Source organism: Trabulsiella odontotermitis, assembly GCF_001188485.1.
GTDB classification, from domain to species: Bacteria; Pseudomonadota; Gammaproteobacteria; order Enterobacterales; family Enterobacteriaceae; genus Trabulsiella; species Trabulsiella odontotermitis_A.
Genome location: NZ_JNGH01000105.1, coordinates 91,505 through 107,570 on the forward strand (window position 1 = coordinate 91,505; position 16,066 = coordinate 107,570).

The 16,066-nt window shown below is 55.9% G+C and carries 12 protein-coding genes, 4 pseudogenes and 1 other annotated feature; of the genes and pseudogenes, 13 read left to right on the plus strand and 3 right to left on the minus strand.

Annotation, left to right across the window (positions count from 1 at the left end; translation table 11 throughout):
* Window positions 1-55 precede the first annotated feature (55 nt).
* The 4 genes from creA (at window position 56) to creD (ending at window position 3,994) form a co-directional block, all read left to right on the plus strand.
* Window positions 56-529, plus strand: coding sequence for a protein CreA (creA, locus tag GM30_RS18125; protein WP_049849768.1), 474 nt, complete (start codon window positions 56-58; stop codon window positions 527-529).
* Window positions 530-540: 11 nt separating this feature from the next.
* Window positions 541-1,230 (plus strand): two-component system response regulator CreB, encoded by a 690-nt coding sequence (gene creB / locus GM30_RS18130; RefSeq protein ID WP_049849769.1) that lies wholly within the window; start codon window positions 541-543, stop codon window positions 1,228-1,230.
* Complete coding sequence (gene creC, locus GM30_RS18135) at window positions 1,230-2,636, plus strand: two-component system sensor histidine kinase CreC (protein WP_049849770.1); 1,407 nt, start codon at window positions 1,230-1,232, stop codon at window positions 2,634-2,636. The genes creB and creC overlap by 1 nt, the downstream gene beginning before the upstream one ends.
* A gap of 59 nt (window positions 2,637-2,695) precedes the next feature.
* Window positions 2,696-3,994: a cell envelope integrity protein CreD gene (gene creD / locus GM30_RS18140; protein ID WP_049849771.1), complete on the plus strand. Its 1,299-nt coding sequence runs from the start codon at window positions 2,696-2,698 to the stop codon at window positions 3,992-3,994.
* Between the two features lie 42 nt (window positions 3,995-4,036).
* Here the strand turns inward: creD and arcA are convergent, their stop codons facing one another.
* The gene (gene arcA / locus GM30_RS18145; protein ID WP_038155765.1) at window positions 4,037-4,753 is read right to left on the minus strand and encodes a two-component system response regulator ArcA; all 717 of its coding nucleotides are present in this window, start codon (window positions 4,751-4,753) and stop codon (window positions 4,037-4,039) included.
* A 95-nt stretch (window positions 4,754-4,848) separates the two neighbouring features.
* On the opposite strand from arcA, the gene yjjY reads away from it, so the two are divergent.
* The 6 genes and pseudogenes from yjjY to thrC all read left to right on the plus strand — a co-directional run bounded on the left by yjjY (window position 4,849) and on the right by thrC (window position 10,802).
* Window positions 4,849-4,989 (plus strand): YjjY family protein, encoded by a 141-nt coding sequence (yjjY, locus tag GM30_RS26330; RefSeq protein WP_152958365.1) that lies wholly within the window; start codon window positions 4,849-4,851, stop codon window positions 4,987-4,989.
* 400 nt (window positions 4,990-5,389) lie between these two features.
* Window positions 5,390-6,076: a tRNA/rRNA methyltransferase gene (locus GM30_RS18150; RefSeq protein WP_049849772.1), complete on the plus strand. Its 687-nt coding sequence runs from the start codon at window positions 5,390-5,392 to the stop codon at window positions 6,074-6,076.
* Between the two features lie 208 nt (window positions 6,077-6,284).
* Window positions 6,285-6,356: a thr operon leader peptide gene (thrL, locus tag GM30_RS26335; protein WP_124966103.1), complete on the plus strand. Its 72-nt coding sequence runs from the start codon at window positions 6,285-6,287 to the stop codon at window positions 6,354-6,356.
* Window positions 6,292-6,412: a sequence feature (Thr leader region), on the plus strand. It overlaps the preceding gene by 65 nt.
* A 24-nt stretch (window positions 6,413-6,436) precedes the next feature.
* Complete coding sequence (gene thrA / locus GM30_RS18155) at window positions 6,437-8,728, plus strand: bifunctional aspartate kinase/homoserine dehydrogenase I (protein WP_072094167.1); 2,292 nt, start codon at window positions 6,437-6,439, stop codon at window positions 8,726-8,728.
* Between the two features lies 1 nt (window position 8,729).
* A pseudogene (gene thrB, locus GM30_RS18160) lies at window positions 8,730-9,565 on the plus strand (homoserine kinase).
* Window positions 9,565-10,802: pseudogene (gene thrC / locus GM30_RS18165) on the plus strand (threonine synthase). Before thrB ends, thrC begins: the two co-directional pseudogenes overlap by 1 nt.
* Window positions 10,803-10,841: 39 nt before the next feature.
* On the opposite strand, the gene yaaA reads toward thrC, so the two are convergent.
* Together yaaA and GM30_RS18175 are read right to left on the minus strand one after the other, a co-directional pair.
* Window positions 10,842-11,618 (minus strand): peroxide stress protein YaaA, encoded by a 777-nt coding sequence (gene yaaA, locus GM30_RS18170; protein ID WP_049849773.1) that lies wholly within the window; start codon window positions 11,616-11,618, stop codon window positions 10,842-10,844.
* A 66-nt stretch (window positions 11,619-11,684) separates the two neighbouring features.
* Window positions 11,685-12,981, minus strand: a pseudogene (locus GM30_RS18175) (alanine/glycine:cation symporter family protein).
* A gap of 204 nt (window positions 12,982-13,185) precedes the next feature.
* On the opposite strand from GM30_RS18175, the gene tal reads away from it, so the two are divergent.
* From tal to GM30_RS18190, 3 genes and pseudogenes are all read left to right on the plus strand, one after another.
* The gene (gene tal, locus GM30_RS18180) at window positions 13,186-14,139 is read left to right on the plus strand and encodes a transaldolase (protein ID WP_049849774.1); all 954 of its coding nucleotides are present in this window, start codon (window positions 13,186-13,188) and stop codon (window positions 14,137-14,139) included.
* A gap of 110 nt (window positions 14,140-14,249) precedes the next feature.
* Window positions 14,250-14,837, plus strand: a complete 588-nt coding sequence (gene mog, locus GM30_RS18185; protein WP_049849775.1) for a molybdopterin adenylyltransferase — start codon at window positions 14,250-14,252, stop codon at window positions 14,835-14,837.
* Between the two features lie 112 nt (window positions 14,838-14,949).
* Window positions 14,950-16,052, plus strand: a pseudogene (locus GM30_RS18190) (MFS transporter); the annotation flags it as partial.
* Between the last annotated feature and the right edge of the window lie 14 nt (window positions 16,053-16,066).

Consider the following 16,066-nt stretch of genomic DNA (forward strand, 5'->3'; position numbering starts at 1 on the left):
TTTCTGCTGAAATGTTGAATAATTGCGCAGCTCAATTTTTAGAAATGGTAACAATATGAAATATAAGAGTTTGATCGTAGCAATAGTTCTTTGCGTTATGGGCCAGGCCGCGCATGCGGAGCAGATTGGTTCCGTCGACACCGTCTTTAAGATGTTTGGTCCGGACCATAAGATTGTCGTTGAAGCGTTTGACGATCCGGATGTCAAAAACGTCACCTGTTACCTGAGCCGCGCCAAAACCGGCGGTATCAAAGGCGGCTTAGGGCTGGCGGAAGATACTGCCGATGCCGCGATCTCCTGCCAGCAAGTCGGGCCGATTGAAGTCAGTGACAAGATCAAAAACGGCAAAGCGCAGGGGGATGTGGTGTTCCAGAAACGGACCTCTCTGGTGTTTAAAAAGCTGCAGGTGGTGCGTTTCTATGATGCTAAACGTAACGCGCTGATTTACCTGACCTACTCCGACAGAGTGGTGGAAGGTTCACCGAAAAACGCCCTCAGCGCGGTGCCGATCATGCCGTGGTCACAGTAACGGGATAGCGTATGGAACAACCCCTGATCTGGCTGGTTGAGGATGAGATTGGCATTGCCGACACGCTGATTTATATGCTCCAGCAGGAAGGCTTTCGGGTGAAGGCGTTTGAGCGCGGTTTACCTGTGCTGGACGCGGCGCACATGTCCCTGCCGGCGTTGGCGATCCTCGACGTGGGCTTGCCGGATATCAGCGGATTTGAGCTGTGTCGTCGGCTGCTGGCGCAGGCGCCAGGCCTGCCAGTGCTGTTCCTGACCGCGCGCAATGATGAGGTTGATAAGCTGCTGGGGCTGGAAATCGGCGCTGACGATTACGTCGCCAAACCCTTTTCTCCACGCGAAGTATGCGCCAGAGTGCGCACCATTTTGCGCCGTCTGCAAAAATTCGCCACCCCGCCGCCGGTGCTGCGCATTGGTCAGTTTGAGCTGAATGAAGCCGCGGCGCACGTTGACTGGTGCGGACAGCCATTGCAGCTGACGCGTTACGAATTCCTGCTGCTGAAAACGCTGCTGCTGTCGCCCGGGCGTGTCTTCTCCCGCCAGCAACTGATGGACCAGGTCTGGGGCGACGATCAGGAGAGTTTCGATCGCACTGTAGATACGCACATCAAAACGCTGCGCGCCAAGCTTCGCGCCATCAATCCTGATGTATCGCCGATCAGCACCCACCGCGGCCTCGGCTATAGCCTGGGGATGCACTGATGCGGATCGGGATGCGGCTGCTGCTGGGGTATTTCCTGATTGTGGCGATTGCCGCCTGGTTTGTGCTGTTCATCTTCGTAAAAGAGATAAAGCCAGGCGTGCGGCGGGCGACAGAAGGCACGCTTATCGACACCGCCACCCTGCTGGCGGCGCTGGCGCGGGACGATTTGCAATCCGGCGATCCGGCGCATGGCAGGCTGGCGGAGGCGTTCGACGAATTACAGCATCGCCCGTTCCGCGCGAACATTGGCGGCATCAATAAAGTCCGTAACGAATATCACGTCTACATGACCGATGAAAACGGCGTGGTGGTGTTTGATTCCGCAGGCAAAGCCGTCGGGCAGGATTACTCGCGCTGGAATGACGTCTGGCTGACGCTGCGCGGTCAGTACGGCGCCCGCAGTACGGCGCGCGACCCCGCCGATCCCGACAGTTCGGTGATGTATGTTGCTGCGCCGGTGCTGGAAAACCGGCGCATCATCCGCATCATCGGCGTGATTTCGGTTGGCAAACCGAACAGCGCGGTGGCGCCGGTGATTAAGCGCAGCGAACGGCGCATGCTGTGGGCGGGCGGCGCACTGCTGGGTATCGCGTTGTTGGTCGGGGCGGGAATGGTGTGGTGGATCAACCGTTCGATCGGCAAGCTTTCGCGCTATGCCGATTCGGTCACCCAAAATAACGCGCTGCCGTTACCGGACGTCGGCAGCAGCGAGCTGCGTAANCTGCGTCTGGAAGGCAAGAACTACATCGAACAGTATGTTTATGCCCTGACCCATGAACTGAAAAGCCCGCTGGCCGCCATTCGCGGCGCGGCGGAGATCCTCAAAGAGCTGCCGCCGCCGGAGGTTGTCTCCCGGTTTAGCGATAACATTCTGGTGCAGAATACGCGCATGCAGTCGCTGGTAGAAAAGCTGCTGGCGCAGGCGCGGCTGGAAAACCGTGCCGACATCCCCCAGCTTACCGTTGAACTCGAACCGCTGTTTGCGCGGCTTGCGCAGTCGCGCAGCGTGGCGCTGGAAGCGAAGGGGATTGCACTGCAACGCGATGTGCAGACGAGTGACGTGACCGCCGATGAAGAACTGCTGGAGCAGGCGCTGGGAAATCTGCTGGATAATGCCATCGACTTTACCCCGGCAGGTGGCGTTATTACGCTTCGAGCCGAGAGGCAGGACAACGAAATCAGTCTTAGCGTCACCGACACCGGCAGCGGTATTCCCGACTACGCCTTTGGGCGTATTTTTGAACGCTTCTATTCTCTGCCGCGTGAAAATGGCCAGAAGAGCAGCGGCCTGGGGCTGGCGTTCGTCCAGGAAGTGGCGCGTCTGCACCAGGGCGACATCCAGCTAATCAACCTGCCGGACGGTGGCGTCAGGGCGATGCTGCGACTTCACCGTCCCTTCACATAACTTCAAATTCTCCCCACATAGCCCCGATATCCTGCCAGCATCATAAAAAGGAGAAGGCTATGTTTAAATCCCCCCTGTTTTTCAAAATCGCCACGCTGATAGGCTGCGTCGGTTTATTACTGGTTCCCTTAATGATGGTCAGCAATCTGGTGTCTGAACGCGCGAGCTATCGTTCTCTGGTGGAAGACAGCTTACGGCAAAGTACCAGCGGGCCGCAGAAGCTGATTGGCCCGCTGATTGCCGTTCCTGCTACCGAGGTTTACACCGAGGTAGAGGATGACAAAAAAGTGGTGCGTAAGCGTATGTATTACCGCTACTGGCTGCCGGAATCGCTGGCGGTGGAGGGTAAGCAAAATGTCGAATCCCGTCAGATTGGCATCTATGAAGGGCAAATCTGGCATACCGCGCTGGCGGTAAAAGCGCAGTTTGACCGCAGCAAGCTGGAGGCGCTGGCGGAAGATAACGTCACGCTGGGCGAGCCGTTTCTNGAGCTGAACGGCGTGCCGGTGACGGTCGAGCCGGGCAGTGGACTGCATGGCGATTTACCGGGGTTGCATATACCGCTTTCCGTCGCGACGCTCGGCGCTAAAACGCTTTCGCTGTCGATGACCCTGAATCTGAACGGAACGGGAAGCTTCTCCGTTGTGCCTGTCGGGCGTAACAGTGAACTGGCGCTGACCAGCAACTGGCCGCACCCGGGCTTCCTCGGTGATTTCCTGCCGGTCCAGCGTGAAATCAATGATAAAGGATTCAGCGCGCGCTGGCAGAGCAGCTGGTTCGCTACCGATCTGGGTAGCCAGTTTAACCGTGGCTATCGCGTCTCCTGGGACGGACTGCCGGCGTTCAGCGTGTCGGTTGCGACACCTGCGGATCAGTATCAACTGACGGATCGGGCAATCAAATACGCGATATTGCTGATTGCGCTAACCTTTATGGCGTTCTTTGTATTCGAAACCCTGACGGCGCTGCGTCTGCACCCGATGCAGTATCTCCTGGTGGGGCTGTCGCTGGTGATGTTTTACCTGGTGCTGCTGGCGCTGTCGGAACATATTGGCTTTACCCGTGCGTGGATTGCCGCCAGCCTGACCGGGGCCTTCATCAACGGTATTTATCTGCAGGCGGTGTTGAAAGGGTGGCGCAACAGTCTGCTGTTCACCGCGGCGCTGCTGATGCTGGATGGCGTGATGTGGGTGCTGCTGCGTTCTGAAGACAGCGCGCTGCTGTTGGGCACCGGCGTGCTGCTGGCGGCGCTGAGCGCGGTGATGTTCCTGACGCGGCATTTCGACTGGTATTCGCTATCGAAACCGAAAGCGAAGCCCGCCATGCCTGAGAGTGATGAGTTAAGAGTGTGGAAATGAAAAAAGGCGCCGTCAGGCGCCTTTTTCTTTATGTGTGCAGGATTATTCCTGTAAGTCACCGCAGAAACGATAACCTTCGCCGTGAATGGTGGCGATGATTTCCGGGGTGTCCGGCGTCGATTCGAAGTGTTTACGAATACGGCGGATGGTGACATCAACGGTACGGTCGTGCGGCTTCAGCTCACGGCCGGTCATTTTCTTAAGCAGTTCAGCACGTGACTGAATCTTGCCTGGGTTTTCACAGAAGTGCAGCATCGCGCGGAATTCGCTACGCGGCAGTTTGTACTGGTCGCCGTTAGGGCTAATCAGTGAACGGCTGTTGATATCCAGCTCCCAGCCATTGAACTTGTAGCTCTCAACGCTGCGGCGCTCTTCGCTCACGGTACCGAGATTCATGGTACGGGAAAGCAGGTTGCGGGCACGGATAGTCAGTTCACGCGGGTTGAATGGCTTGGTGATGTAATCATCGGCGCCGATTTCCAGACCGAGGATCTTATCCACTTCGTTGTCGCGACCGGTAAGGAACATCAGCGCAACGTTCGCCTGCTCGCGCAGTTCACGCGCCAGCAGAAGGCCATTTTTCCCTGGGAGGTTGATATCCATGATCACCAGGTTGACGTCATTTTCAGATAGGATCTGATGCATTTCCGCGCCATCGGTCGCTTCGAAAACATCGTAGCCTTCTGCTTCGAAAATACTCTTTAACGTGTTGCGTGTTACCAACTCGTCTTCAACGATAAGAATGTGCGGGGTCTGCATGTTTGCTACCTAAATTGCCAACTAAATCGAAACAGGAAGTACCAAAGTCCCTGACCTGCCTGGTACATGTCGCAAATTAACATGAACGGCGTAACATGACTAAAGTACGTAATTGCGTTCTTGATGCACTTTCCATCAACGTCAACAACATCATTAGCTTGGTCGTGGGTAGTTTCCCTCTGGACCCGACAGTGTCAAAAACGGTTGTCATCCTAACCATTTTAACAGCAACATAACAGGCTAAGAGACACAGGACACCCAATAAAACTACGCTTCGTTGACATATATCAAGTTCAATTGTAGCACGTTAACACTCTAGTGAAATCCCTGCAGCAAAATGCTATCGGTTATCACAATTTTTCAACATTTTAATTAGTTGCACAGCCTAACTAATTAAGGGGGCGAATCCTATGTATGGTTTTCGGAGTTTATGACAATATCATTAATAAACATAGGGATATAAAGCTTCTGTTAACATTATAACCCGGATTATTATCAGATAATAGTTTAGCGTTTTTTATATGTTAAGAAACACTATTTCAGTGATTTTTGTTGCAATTTTGTAAATTCGCGCTGCGCAATATGTTGAGCCGCATCACATTTTGATCGCCGTGAAGAAAACGCAGAGAATGAAAAATGCATTTATCCATCGTGCTGGTGGCTCCAGCAAGAGCAGAAAATATTGGTGCCGCCGCAAGGGCGATGAAAACCATGGGTTTTCGCGATCTCCGCATCGTCGATAGCCTGGCGCATCTCGAACCGGCCGCCCAGTGGGTAGCGCACGGTTCTGGCGATATCCTAGAAAATACAACCACTTACGCGACGCTCGCCGACGCGTTACAGGGCGTGGATTTTACCATCGCGACCACGGCGCGCAGCCGCGCACGCTTTCATTACTACGCCACGCCGCAGGAATTAGTCCCGCTTTTACAGGAAAAATCGCAATGGATGAGCCATGCCGCGCTGGTGTTCGGGCGGGAAGATTCCGGCCTTACCAACGACGAGCTGGCGCTGGCGGACGTGCTCACCGGTGTGCCGATGGTAGCGGATTACCCGTCGTTAAATTTGGGTCAGGCGGTGATGGTATATTGCTATCAGCTTTCGGCATTGACGCATAATTCATCAGCGCCGGTAACGTCTGGCGAGGACAATCAGCTTCAGGCGTTACGGTCACGCGCCATGGCGCTGCTCGATCGTCTCGGGGTGGCGGGCGACATCAAACTGGCCGACTGGTTACAACAGCGTTTGGGGCTGCTTGAGCAGCGCGACACGGCAATGCTGCACCGTTTGCTGCATGATATAGAAAAAAATCTCTCAGAATAAAATATCGCATTGTCGTTTCGTTATGGCGGCATGGTCTGTTTACAAGTCATGATTTCGGTCAATGCGGTTAAATATCAGGTGAGACTCAGCGAATACTGAAGTGATTACGGAACGTGACAAATGTAAAAATTCGTTGACTTAAGCAGGCAGATACTTTAACCAATATAGGTACTGCACAGACAGATAACTATACAGAGCACACAACAACATGATTCGCATCAGCATGATGATCACCATTATCACCACCACCACCATTACCACAGGTAACGGTGCGGGCTGACGCGTACAGGAAATAAAGAAAAAAGCCCGCACCTGAACAGTGCGGGCTTTTTTTTCGTCCAAAGATCAAGGGGTATGACCATGCGAGTGTTGAAGTTCGGCGGTACATCAGTGGCGAATGCGGAGCGTTTTCTGCGGGTTGCCGATATTCTTGAGAGCAACGCAAGGCAGGGGCAGGTAGCAACCGTGCTCTCTGCCCCGGCCAAAATCACTAACCACCTGGTGGCGATGATTGAAAAAACCATTGGCGGCCAGGACGCGCTCAATAATATCAGCGACGCCGAACGCATTTTTGCCGAACTTCTTCAGGGTCTTGCCGATGCCCAGCCAGGATTTCCCCTGGCGCAACTGAAACTCTTCGTCGAACAAGAATTCGCTCAGATTAAACACGTTTTGCATGGTATCAGCCTGCTCGGGCAATGCCCGGACAGCGTCAACGCGGCGATCATCTGCCGCGGCGAAAAACTCTCTATCGCCATTATGGCGGGCAACGAGAAAGGCGAACTGGTGGTGCTGGGGCGTAACGGCTCCGATTACTCGGCGGCAGTACTGGCGGCCTGCCTGCGCGCCGACTGTTGTGAAATCTGGACGGATGTTGACGGTGTTTATACCTGTGACCCGCGCCAGGTGCCGGATGCGCGCCTGCTGAAGTCGATGTCGTATCAGGAAGCGATGGAGCTCTCCTATTTTGGCGCCAAAGTGCTGCATCCGCGGACCATCGCGCCTATCGCCCAGTTCCAGATCCCTTGCCTTATCAAAAATACCGGCAATCCGCAGGCGCCAGGCACGCTGATTGGCGCCAGCCGCGACGAAGACGGTCTGCCGGTGAAGGGGATTTCCAATCTCAACAACATGGCGATGTTCAACGTCTCGGGTCCTGGCATGAAAGGGATGGTCGGGATGGCGGCGCGCGTGTTCGCAACCATGTCGCGCGCGGGCATTTCCGTGGTGCTGATTACCCAGTCGTCTTCTGAATACAGCATCAGCTTCTGTGTGCCGCAGGGCGACTGCGGTCGCGCGAAAAAGGCAATGGAAGATGAGTTCTACCTCGAACTGAAAGAGGGTGTGCTGGAGCCATTGTCGATCATGGAGCGTCTGGCGATCATCTCTGTGGTCGGCGACGGTATGCGTACCCTGCGTGGGATCTCAGCCAAATTCTTTGCCGCGCTGGCCCGCGCCAATATCAATATCGTGGCTATCGCGCAGGGGTCGTCAGAGCGTTCGATCTCGGTGGTCGTTAACAACGATGACGCCACCACCGGCGTACGCGTCACGCATCAGATGCTGTTCAACACCGATCAGGTGATTGAGGTGTTCGTGATTGGCGTTGGCGGCGTCGGCGGTGCACTGCTGGAGCAGCTCAAGCGTCAGCAAACCTGGCTCAAAGACAAACATATCGATCTGCGCGTCTGCGGCGTGGCGAACTCGAAAGCCCTGCTGACCAGCGTCCATGGGCTGAATCTGGAAAACTGGAAAGCGGCGCTGGCGGAGGCGAAAGAGCCATTCAACCTCGGTCGTCTGATTCGACTGGTGAAAGAGTACCACCTGCTGAACCCGGTGATCGTCGACTGTACCTCCAGCCAGGCGGTGGCGGATCAGTACGCTGATTTCCTGCGCGAAGGTTTCCACGTGGTCACGCCGAACAAGAAGGCCAACACCTCGTCGATGAACTACTACCACGAACTGCGCCAGGCGGCGGCAGGCTCGCGGCGCAAATTCCTCTATGACACTAACGTTGGCGCCGGGCTGCCGGTGATTGAAAACCTGCAAAACCTGCTCAGTGCGGGCGATGAGCTGCAACGCTTCTCCGGCATTCTGTCAGGATCGCTGTCGTTTATTTTCGGCAAGCTGGATGAGGGCATGAGCCTGTCTGAAGCGACAACGCTGGCGCGTGAAATGGGTTATACCGAGCCGGATCCGCGTGACGATCTTTCCGGAATGGACGTGGCGCGTAAGCTGCTGATCCTCGCCCGTGAAAACGGCCGTAATCTGGAGCTCAGCGATATCGTGGTGGAGCCCGTGCTACCGGAAGGGTTTGATATCTCGGGCGACGTCGACAGCTTTATGGCGCGCCTGCCGTCGCTGGACGCCGCTTTTGCCGCACGTATTGAAAAAGCGCGTGATGAGGGGAAAGTCCTGCGCTATGTTGGCAACATTGAGGACGATGGCGTCTGCCGGGTGAAAATCGCCGACGTGGACGGTAACGATCCGCTGTATAAAGTCAAAAACGGCGAAAACGCGCTGGCCTTTTACAGCCACTATTATCAGCCGCTGCCGCTGATCCTGCGCGGCTATGGCGCGGGCAACGACGTGACCGCGGCCGGTGTGTTTGCCGATCTGCTGCGCACCTTATCATGGAAGTTAGGAGTTTAAGATGGTGAAAGTCTATGCCCCGGCCTCCAGTGCCAATATGAGCGTGGGGTTTGATGTGCTTGGCGCGGCGGTGACGCCGGTCGACGGTACGCCGCTGGGCGACAATGTTTCCGTTGACGCCGCAGACCATTTCAGTCTGATCAACGCGGGCCACTTTGCCAGCAAGTTGCCGGCTAATCCGCAAGAGAATATTGTCTGGCAATGCTGGGAGCGTTTCTGTCAGGAGATTGGCAAAACGGTGCCGGTCACCATGACGTTAGAAAAAAATATGCCGATTGGTTCAGGTCTTGGTTCGAGTGCCTGTTCGGTGGTCGCGGCGCTGGTGGCGATGAACGAACACTGCGGTAAGCCGCTGAATGAACACCGAATGCTGGCGCTGATGGGCGAACTTGAAGGGCGTATTTCCGGCAGCATTCATTATGATAACGTCGCGCCGTGCTATCTGGGCGGCATGCAGCTGATCCTCGAAGAGGGTGACATTATCAGCCAGCAGGTGCCAGGCTTTGATGAATGGTTGTGGGTGCTGGCCTATCCGGGCATTAAAGTGTCGACCGCCGAAGCGCGGGCGATTTTACCGGCGCAGTATCGCCGTCAGGATTGTATTGCCCACGGGCGTCATCTGGCGGGTTTTATTCATGCCTGTTATTCGCGCCAGCCGCGACTGGCGGCGGGGCTNNTATTTCCGGTTCCGGACCGACGCTGTTTGCGCTCTGCGATAACCCGGCGACCGCGCAGCGGGTGGCTGACTGGCTCAGCAAACACTATCTGCAAAATCAGGAAGGCTTTGTTCATATTTGTCGGCTGGATACAGCGGGCGCACGCGTGGTGGAAAATTAATGAAACTCTACAACTTAAAAGATCATAACGAGCAGGTCAGTTTTGCGCAGGCCGTGACGCAAGGGCTGGGCAGACATCAGGGGTTATTCTTCCCGCATGACCTGCCGGAGTTCAGCCTGACGGAAGTCGATGAGATGCTGAAACAGAATTTCATCACCCGCAGCGCCAAAATCCTCGCGGCGTTTATCGGTGATGAAATCCCGCAGGAGTTGCTGGAAGAGCGCGTACGCGCGGCGTTCGCCTTCCCGGCACCGGTGAAAAAAGTGCAGGAGGACGTTGGTTGCCTCGAGCTGTTCCACGGCCCGACGCTGGCGTTCAAAGATTTCGGCGGGCGCTTTATGGCGCAGATGCTCGGGCACATCAGCGGCGACAAACCGGTCACCATTCTGACGGCGACCTCGGGCGACACCGGGGCGGCGGTCGCGCACGCGTTTTATGGCATGAAAAACGTGCGCGTGGTGATCCTCTATCCGCGCGGCAAAATCAGTCCGTTGCAGGAAAAATTGTTCTGTACGCTGGGCGGCAACATTGAAACGGTGGCTATCGACGGCGATTTCGATGCCTGCCAGGCGCTGGTGAAACAGGCGTTCGATGACGATGCGCTGAAAAAAGCACTGGGGCTGAACTCGGCAAACTCGATCAACATCAGCCGTCTGCTGGCGCAAATCTGCTACTACTTTGAAGCGGTGGCGCAACTGCCGCAGGAAGCGCGCAATCAACTGGTGATCTCCGTGCCGAGCGGCAACTTTGGCGATCTGACCGCGGGTCTGCTGGCGAAATCACTGGGGCTGCCGGTGAAGCGTTTTATCAGTGGAAACCTCACGCGACGCAGGCCACGCTGTCGAACGCGATGGACGTCAGCCAGCCGAATAACTGGCCGCGCGTGGAAGAGCTGTTCCGCCGTAAGATCTGGCGTCTGAAAGAGCTGGGTTACGCCACGGTGGACGATGACACCACCAAAGCGACGATGCGTGAGCTTAAAGCGCTGGGGTACGTTTCAGAACCGCATGCGGCGGTAGCCTGGCGTGCGCTGCGCGATCAACTGAACCCGGGTGAGTACGGGCTGTTCCTCGGCACGGCGCATCCGGCGAAATTCAAAGAGAGTGTTGAGGCGATTCTGGGTGAGCCGCTGCCGCTGCCGAAAGAACTGGCTGAGCGGGCGGACTTGCCGCTACTGTCGCACAACCTGCCTGCCGATTTCGCGGCGCTGCGCCAGTTGCTCATGAGTAAAGTGTAAGGCGTGTCCCCGGCAGGTAATGCGTTGCCGGGGCGTTTTTTACTGCTGTTCGTGACGTTTAAACACCAGTTCGCCGTTGGCGGACGCGTCCCCGTCAAAGAAATACCCTTCGCTGTTAAACCCGGTTAACTGCTCTGGTTTCGTCAGACGGTTTTCAATGATGTAACGGCTCATCAGACCGCGCGCTTTCTTGGCATAGAAGCTGATCACCTTGAATTTGCCGTTCTTCTCATCGAGGAAAACAGGCTTGATGATTTTCCCCTTCAACAGCGTCGGCTTCACGGACTTAAAGTATTCGTCAGAGGCGAGGTTAATAATGATGTCGTCGCCCTGCGCTTTCAGCGCCTCGTTAAGTTTGCTGGTGATGGTATCGCCCCAGAAATGGTAGAGATCTTTCCCTTTCGCATTGTCCAGACGGATGCCCATTTCCAGTCGGTAGGGTTGCATCAGATCCAGCGGACGCAGGACGCCGTACAGACCGGACAGCATACGCAGATGTTGCTGAGCGAAATCGAAGTCCGCCTCACTGAAATTTTCCGCCTGCAGACCGGTATAGACATCGCCTTTAAACGCGAGGATCGCCTGGCGCGCGTTCTGCGGCGTGAAATCCGGGTGCCAGTCATGGAAACGGGTGGCGTTGAGATCGGCGAGTTTGTCGCTGATGCCCATCAGTTTTGCAATCTGCGGTGCAGACAGTTTGCGCGCTTCGCGGATCAACTGCTGGGAATGATCCAGCAGTTCTGGCTGGGTATAGCGATCGGTCGCCAGCGGGCTTTGGTAATCGAGCGTTTTAGCAGGTGAAATAAGAATCAGCATATCCAGTCCTTGCAGGCATTTTCCCGAGACTTTAGCAAAAAACGCTTGCGAAGGGATCAATGACAGCTATTGGTGTGGCGTATCGTCCCAGCTTTCGGGGGCCAGTTGTTGCTTGATATCGGGGTAACGCGCGGGGTCAAACACCGGGCGCACGCCGAGTTTTCGCTGGCGCAGATAATCGCTGGCGATGATTTTCACCACCGGCGATAACAGCAGGATCGCCGTCAGGTTGGTTATTGCCATCAGCGCCATAATAACATCGGCCAGTTGCCAGACCAGAGGCAGGCTGAGCAGCGTTCCTGCCATCACCATCACCAGCGTGATGACCCGCAACAGCCAGATATTGCGCGGCGTATGCATTTGCAAAAAGATGAGGTTATTTTCCGCATACAGATAGTTGGCGACGATAGACGTAAAAGCGAACAGCAGCACCACAAAGGCGACAAAACCCGCGCCCCAGCTGCCGGTCAGCCCGACCATGGCGTGCTGCACGAGGGTGATCCCGGCAATGCCGCTCTGCCGCGTTCGGCGTTGAACCAAGACCCGCTTCGTTAGAAAACATGCCACGCTGGATGCCGCTGGTCAGCGCCTGGCTGATGGTGTAGCCGACCGCGCCCGCCGCCGCTTCCTGCCAGCCAAAGGCGCTGCGTACAATCAATTCCAGGATGCCCGGCAGTTGCCCGGCATGGCTCAGGCTGATAGCCACGCTGGCAATAACCCAGATGAGCGCCATAAACGGCACTATCCACTGCAACAGCCGTGCGATGCCACGCAGGCCGCGCACGATAAACAGCAGCGTTAAGGCAACCAACCCGAGACCGGTCAGGAAGGGGGGAAGATGAAACGCGTAGCTGACAGCCAGCGCCACCGAATTGGCCTGCACGGTATTAAAAATAAGCCCGTAGGCGACCAGCAGGAAAATCGAGAAGAGAACGCCCATCCAGCGCATACCGAGGCCGCGCGCCATATACCACGCGGGTCCGCCGCGGTATTGCCCGTTGCCGTCGCGCTCTTTATAGAGCTGTGCCAGCGAACACTCCGCAAAGCTGGTGGCCATGCCGATAATGGCGGAAACCCACATCCAGAACACCGCGCCGGGCCCGCCCGCGGTGATGGCAAGCGCAACCCCCGCGAGGTTTCCGCTTCCCACGCGTGCCGCCAGACTGGTACAGAGCGCCTGAAATGAAGTCAGTCCGCCTTCCTGCGGACTGAAGCTGCCTTTCAGACTTCTCCAGAACTGCCTGACATAGCGAAACTGAATATATCCAGTCTGCCATGTAAACCACACGCCCGCGCCGAGCAGCAGGTAAATCATTACCGAGCCCCAGAGCATGTCGTTGATAAAAGAAAGAAAATCAGGCATTAGACGTCCTCTTGTACATGCCGACTTACTAATGTAAGCGCTACCAAATTTGGGATAATCCATTATCTCTCTTAAGATTAATTGTCACAGTTTATCATACTCTGCGGTCTTGCACGGTCCAGGTTGCGCTGACCCCACGTCGTGTTATCATCAAGAAAGACCGATTACATCCCCCCTAACACGCTGTTTAAAGAGATACACAATATGACGGATAAATTGACCTCCCTGCGTCAGTACACAACCGTAGTCGCTGACACCGGAGATATCGCGGCAATGAAGCTTTACCAGCCTCAGGATGCCACGACTAACCCTTCTCTGATCCTGAATGCGGCCCAGATCCCTGAGTACCGCAAACTGATCGATGACGCGGTCACCTGGGCGAAAAGCCAGAGCAGCGACCACGCTCAACAGGTTGTTGATGCCACTGACAAACTGGCAGTGAATATTGGTCTGGAAATCCTCAAGCTGATCCCGGGCCGTATCTCTACCGAAGTTGACGCGCGTCTCTCTTACGACACTGACGCGTCTATCGCAAAAGCGAAACGCCTGATCAAACTGTACAACGATGCGGGCATCAGCAACGACCGTATCCTGATCAAACTGGCTTCCACCTGGCAGGGCATTCGCGCCGCTGAGCAACTGGAAAAAGAAGGCATCAACTGTAACCTGACGCTGCTGTTCTCCTTCGCCCAGGCGCGTGCTTGTGCTGAAGCGGGCGTTTTCCTGATCTCCCCGTTCGTTGGCCGTATCCTCGACTGGTACAAAGCCAACACCGACAAGAAAGAGTACGCGCCGGCAGAAGATCCGGGCGTGGTTTCCGTGACGGAAATCTATGAGTATTACAAGCAGCACGGTTACGAAACCGTGGTCATGGGTGCAAGCTTCCGTAACGTCGGCGAGATCCTCGAACTGGCGGGCTGCGATCGCCTGACTATCTCTCCGTCACTGCTGAAAGAGCTGGCGGAAAGCGAAGGCGCGGTTGAGCCGAAACTGACCTTCAAAGGGGAAGTGAAGGCGCGCCCGGCACGCATCACGGAATCTGAATTCCTGTGGCAGCACAACCAGGATCCAATGGCTGTCGACAAACTGGCGGACGGTATCCGTAAGTTTGCGGTTGACCAGGCCAAACTGGAAAAAGTGATCAGCGATCTGCTGTAATCACATTAGCGTGACCGGCTCCCGGTCACGCTACCTCTTCGCAAATCTGTCTGTCTTCCCCCTCAACGTGTATCATTCCGCATAACGGTTTTATTGTTAACGGAACGAATATGGATACCTTACGCATTGGCTTAGTTTCTGTCTCTGACCGCGCCTCCAGCGGCGTCTACCAGGACAAAGGCATTCCGGCACTCGAAACGTGGCTGAAAAGCGCGCTAACCACCCCGTTTGAGGTGCAGACGCGGCTTATTCCTGATGAACAGGCCATCATCGAACAGACCTTGTGCGAACTGGTGGACGAAATGAGCTGCCATCTGGTGCTGACCACCGGTGGTACGGGTCCGGCACGTCGCGACGTCACGCCCGATGCCACGCTGGCGGTGGCCGATCGGGAAATGCCTGGTTTCGGTGAGCAGATGCGCCAGATCAGCCTGCATTTCGTGCCGACGGCGATCCTCTCTCGTCAGGTCGGGGTGATCCGCAAGCAGGCGCTGATCCTCAATCTTCCGGGGCAGCCAAAGTCGATTCAGGAAACGCTCGAAGGCGTGAAAGACGCTGACGGCAAGGTGGTGGTGGCGGGTATTTTTGCCAGCGTCCCGTATTGCATACAACTGCTGGACGGGCCGTACGTGGACACCGATCCGCAAGTGGTAGCAGCTTTTCGCCCGAAAAGTGCGCGTCGCGAAACAATCTCCTGAATACAGAAAGTTTGTGACATAACCTGTGCATGTCATGGCGCATTAACAGCGTTACGGTATATTAACATTTTGTTTACAGTACCGATAACTCTGGCTGAACAAATGGTCCGCTATGACTCTGCATGCACGCCCTCTGAATCGACAGGATTATAAAACCCTGACGCTGGCCGCCCTCGGCGGTGCGCTGGAGTTTTATGACTTCATTATTTTCGTCTTTTTCGCTGCGGTGATCGGCGAACTGTTCTTCCCGGCGGATATCCCGGAGTGGCTGCGACAGGTGCAGACCTTCGGGATCTTCGCTGCCGGTTATCTGGCGCGTCCGCTGGGCGGGATCATCATGGCGCATTTCGGCGATCTGGTCGGGCGCAAGAAGATGTTTACTCTCAGCATCCTGCTAATGGCGATCCCGACGCTGGCGATTGGCCTGCTGCCCACGTTTGCGTCGGCGGGGCTTGTCGCACCGCTGCTACTGCTGCTGATGCGTATTCTGCAGGGCGCCGCCATTGGTGGTGAAGTGCCAGGGGCGTGGGTGTTTGTTGCCGAACATGTCCCGACGCGTCGCATTGGCATTGCCTGTGGCACGCTGACCGCCGGGTTGACCGTGGGGATCCTGCTCGGTTCGGTGGTGGCGACGCTGATCAATACTTCAATGACACAACAGACTATTCACGATGGCGGCTGGGGGGTTTCTTTATGCTGCTCACCTGGCTGCTGTCCGCAGGCATTGTGGTGGTGATTTTAATGTCGCCGGTCTGGCTGCAAAAACAGTACGGTTTTGCCCCGGCGTTAACGCTTCAGGCCAACAGTATTGCCACGGTTATGCTCTGTTTTGGCTGCCTGATTGCCGGGCTGGCGGCAGATCGTTTTGGCTCCGGACTCACGCTTATTGTCGGGTCGTTATTGCTGGTGGCGGCGAGCTGGGCGTTTTATCACGGGGTGGGCTTGCACCCGGAACTGCTTATGCCGCTGTATGGTCTCGTCGGACTGTGTGTCGGCGTGGTGGGGGCGGTGCCGTATGTGATGGTGCGGGCGTTTCCGGCAGAAGTGCGTTTCACCGGTATTTCCTTTTCTTACAACGTTTCCTATGCGATTTTTGGCGGTTTGACGCCGATTGCGGTCACCATGCTGATGGTGGTGTCGCCGCTGGCGCCTGCCTGGTATGTTTTAGCGCTGTCGTTAATGGGGATGGGGATTGGCTTCTGGCTGCGGCGGGAAAAATACCGACTGAT

Bases quoted from the DNA above. Each gene is read 5' to 3' on its own strand.
- creA (WP_049849768.1), top strand. From the start codon at position 56: ATGAAATATAAGAGTTTGATCGTAGCAATAGTTCTTTGCGTTATGGGC.
- creB (WP_049849769.1), top strand. From the start codon at position 541: ATGGAACAACCCCTGATCTGGCTGGTTGAGGATGAGATTGGCATTGCC.
- arcA (WP_038155765.1), bottom strand. From the start codon at position 4,753: ATGCAGACCCCGCACATTCTTATCGTTGAAGACGAGTTGGTAACACGC.
- yjjY (WP_152958365.1), top strand. From the start codon at position 4,849: ATGACTAAAGTACGTAATTGCGTTCTTGATGCACTTTCCATCAACGTC.
- GM30_RS18150 (WP_049849772.1), top strand. From the start codon at position 5,390: ATGCATTTATCCATCGTGCTGGTGGCTCCAGCAAGAGCAGAAAATATT.
- thrA (WP_072094167.1), top strand. From the start codon at position 6,437: ATGCGAGTGTTGAAGTTCGGCGGTACATCAGTGGCGAATGCGGAGCGT.
- yaaA (WP_049849773.1), bottom strand. From the start codon at position 11,618: ATGCTGATTCTTATTTCACCTGCTAAAACGCTCGATTACCAAAGCCCG.
- tal (WP_049849774.1), top strand. From the start codon at position 13,186: ATGACGGATAAATTGACCTCCCTGCGTCAGTACACAACCGTAGTCGCT.
- mog (WP_049849775.1), top strand. From the start codon at position 14,250: ATGGATACCTTACGCATTGGCTTAGTTTCTGTCTCTGACCGCGCCTCC.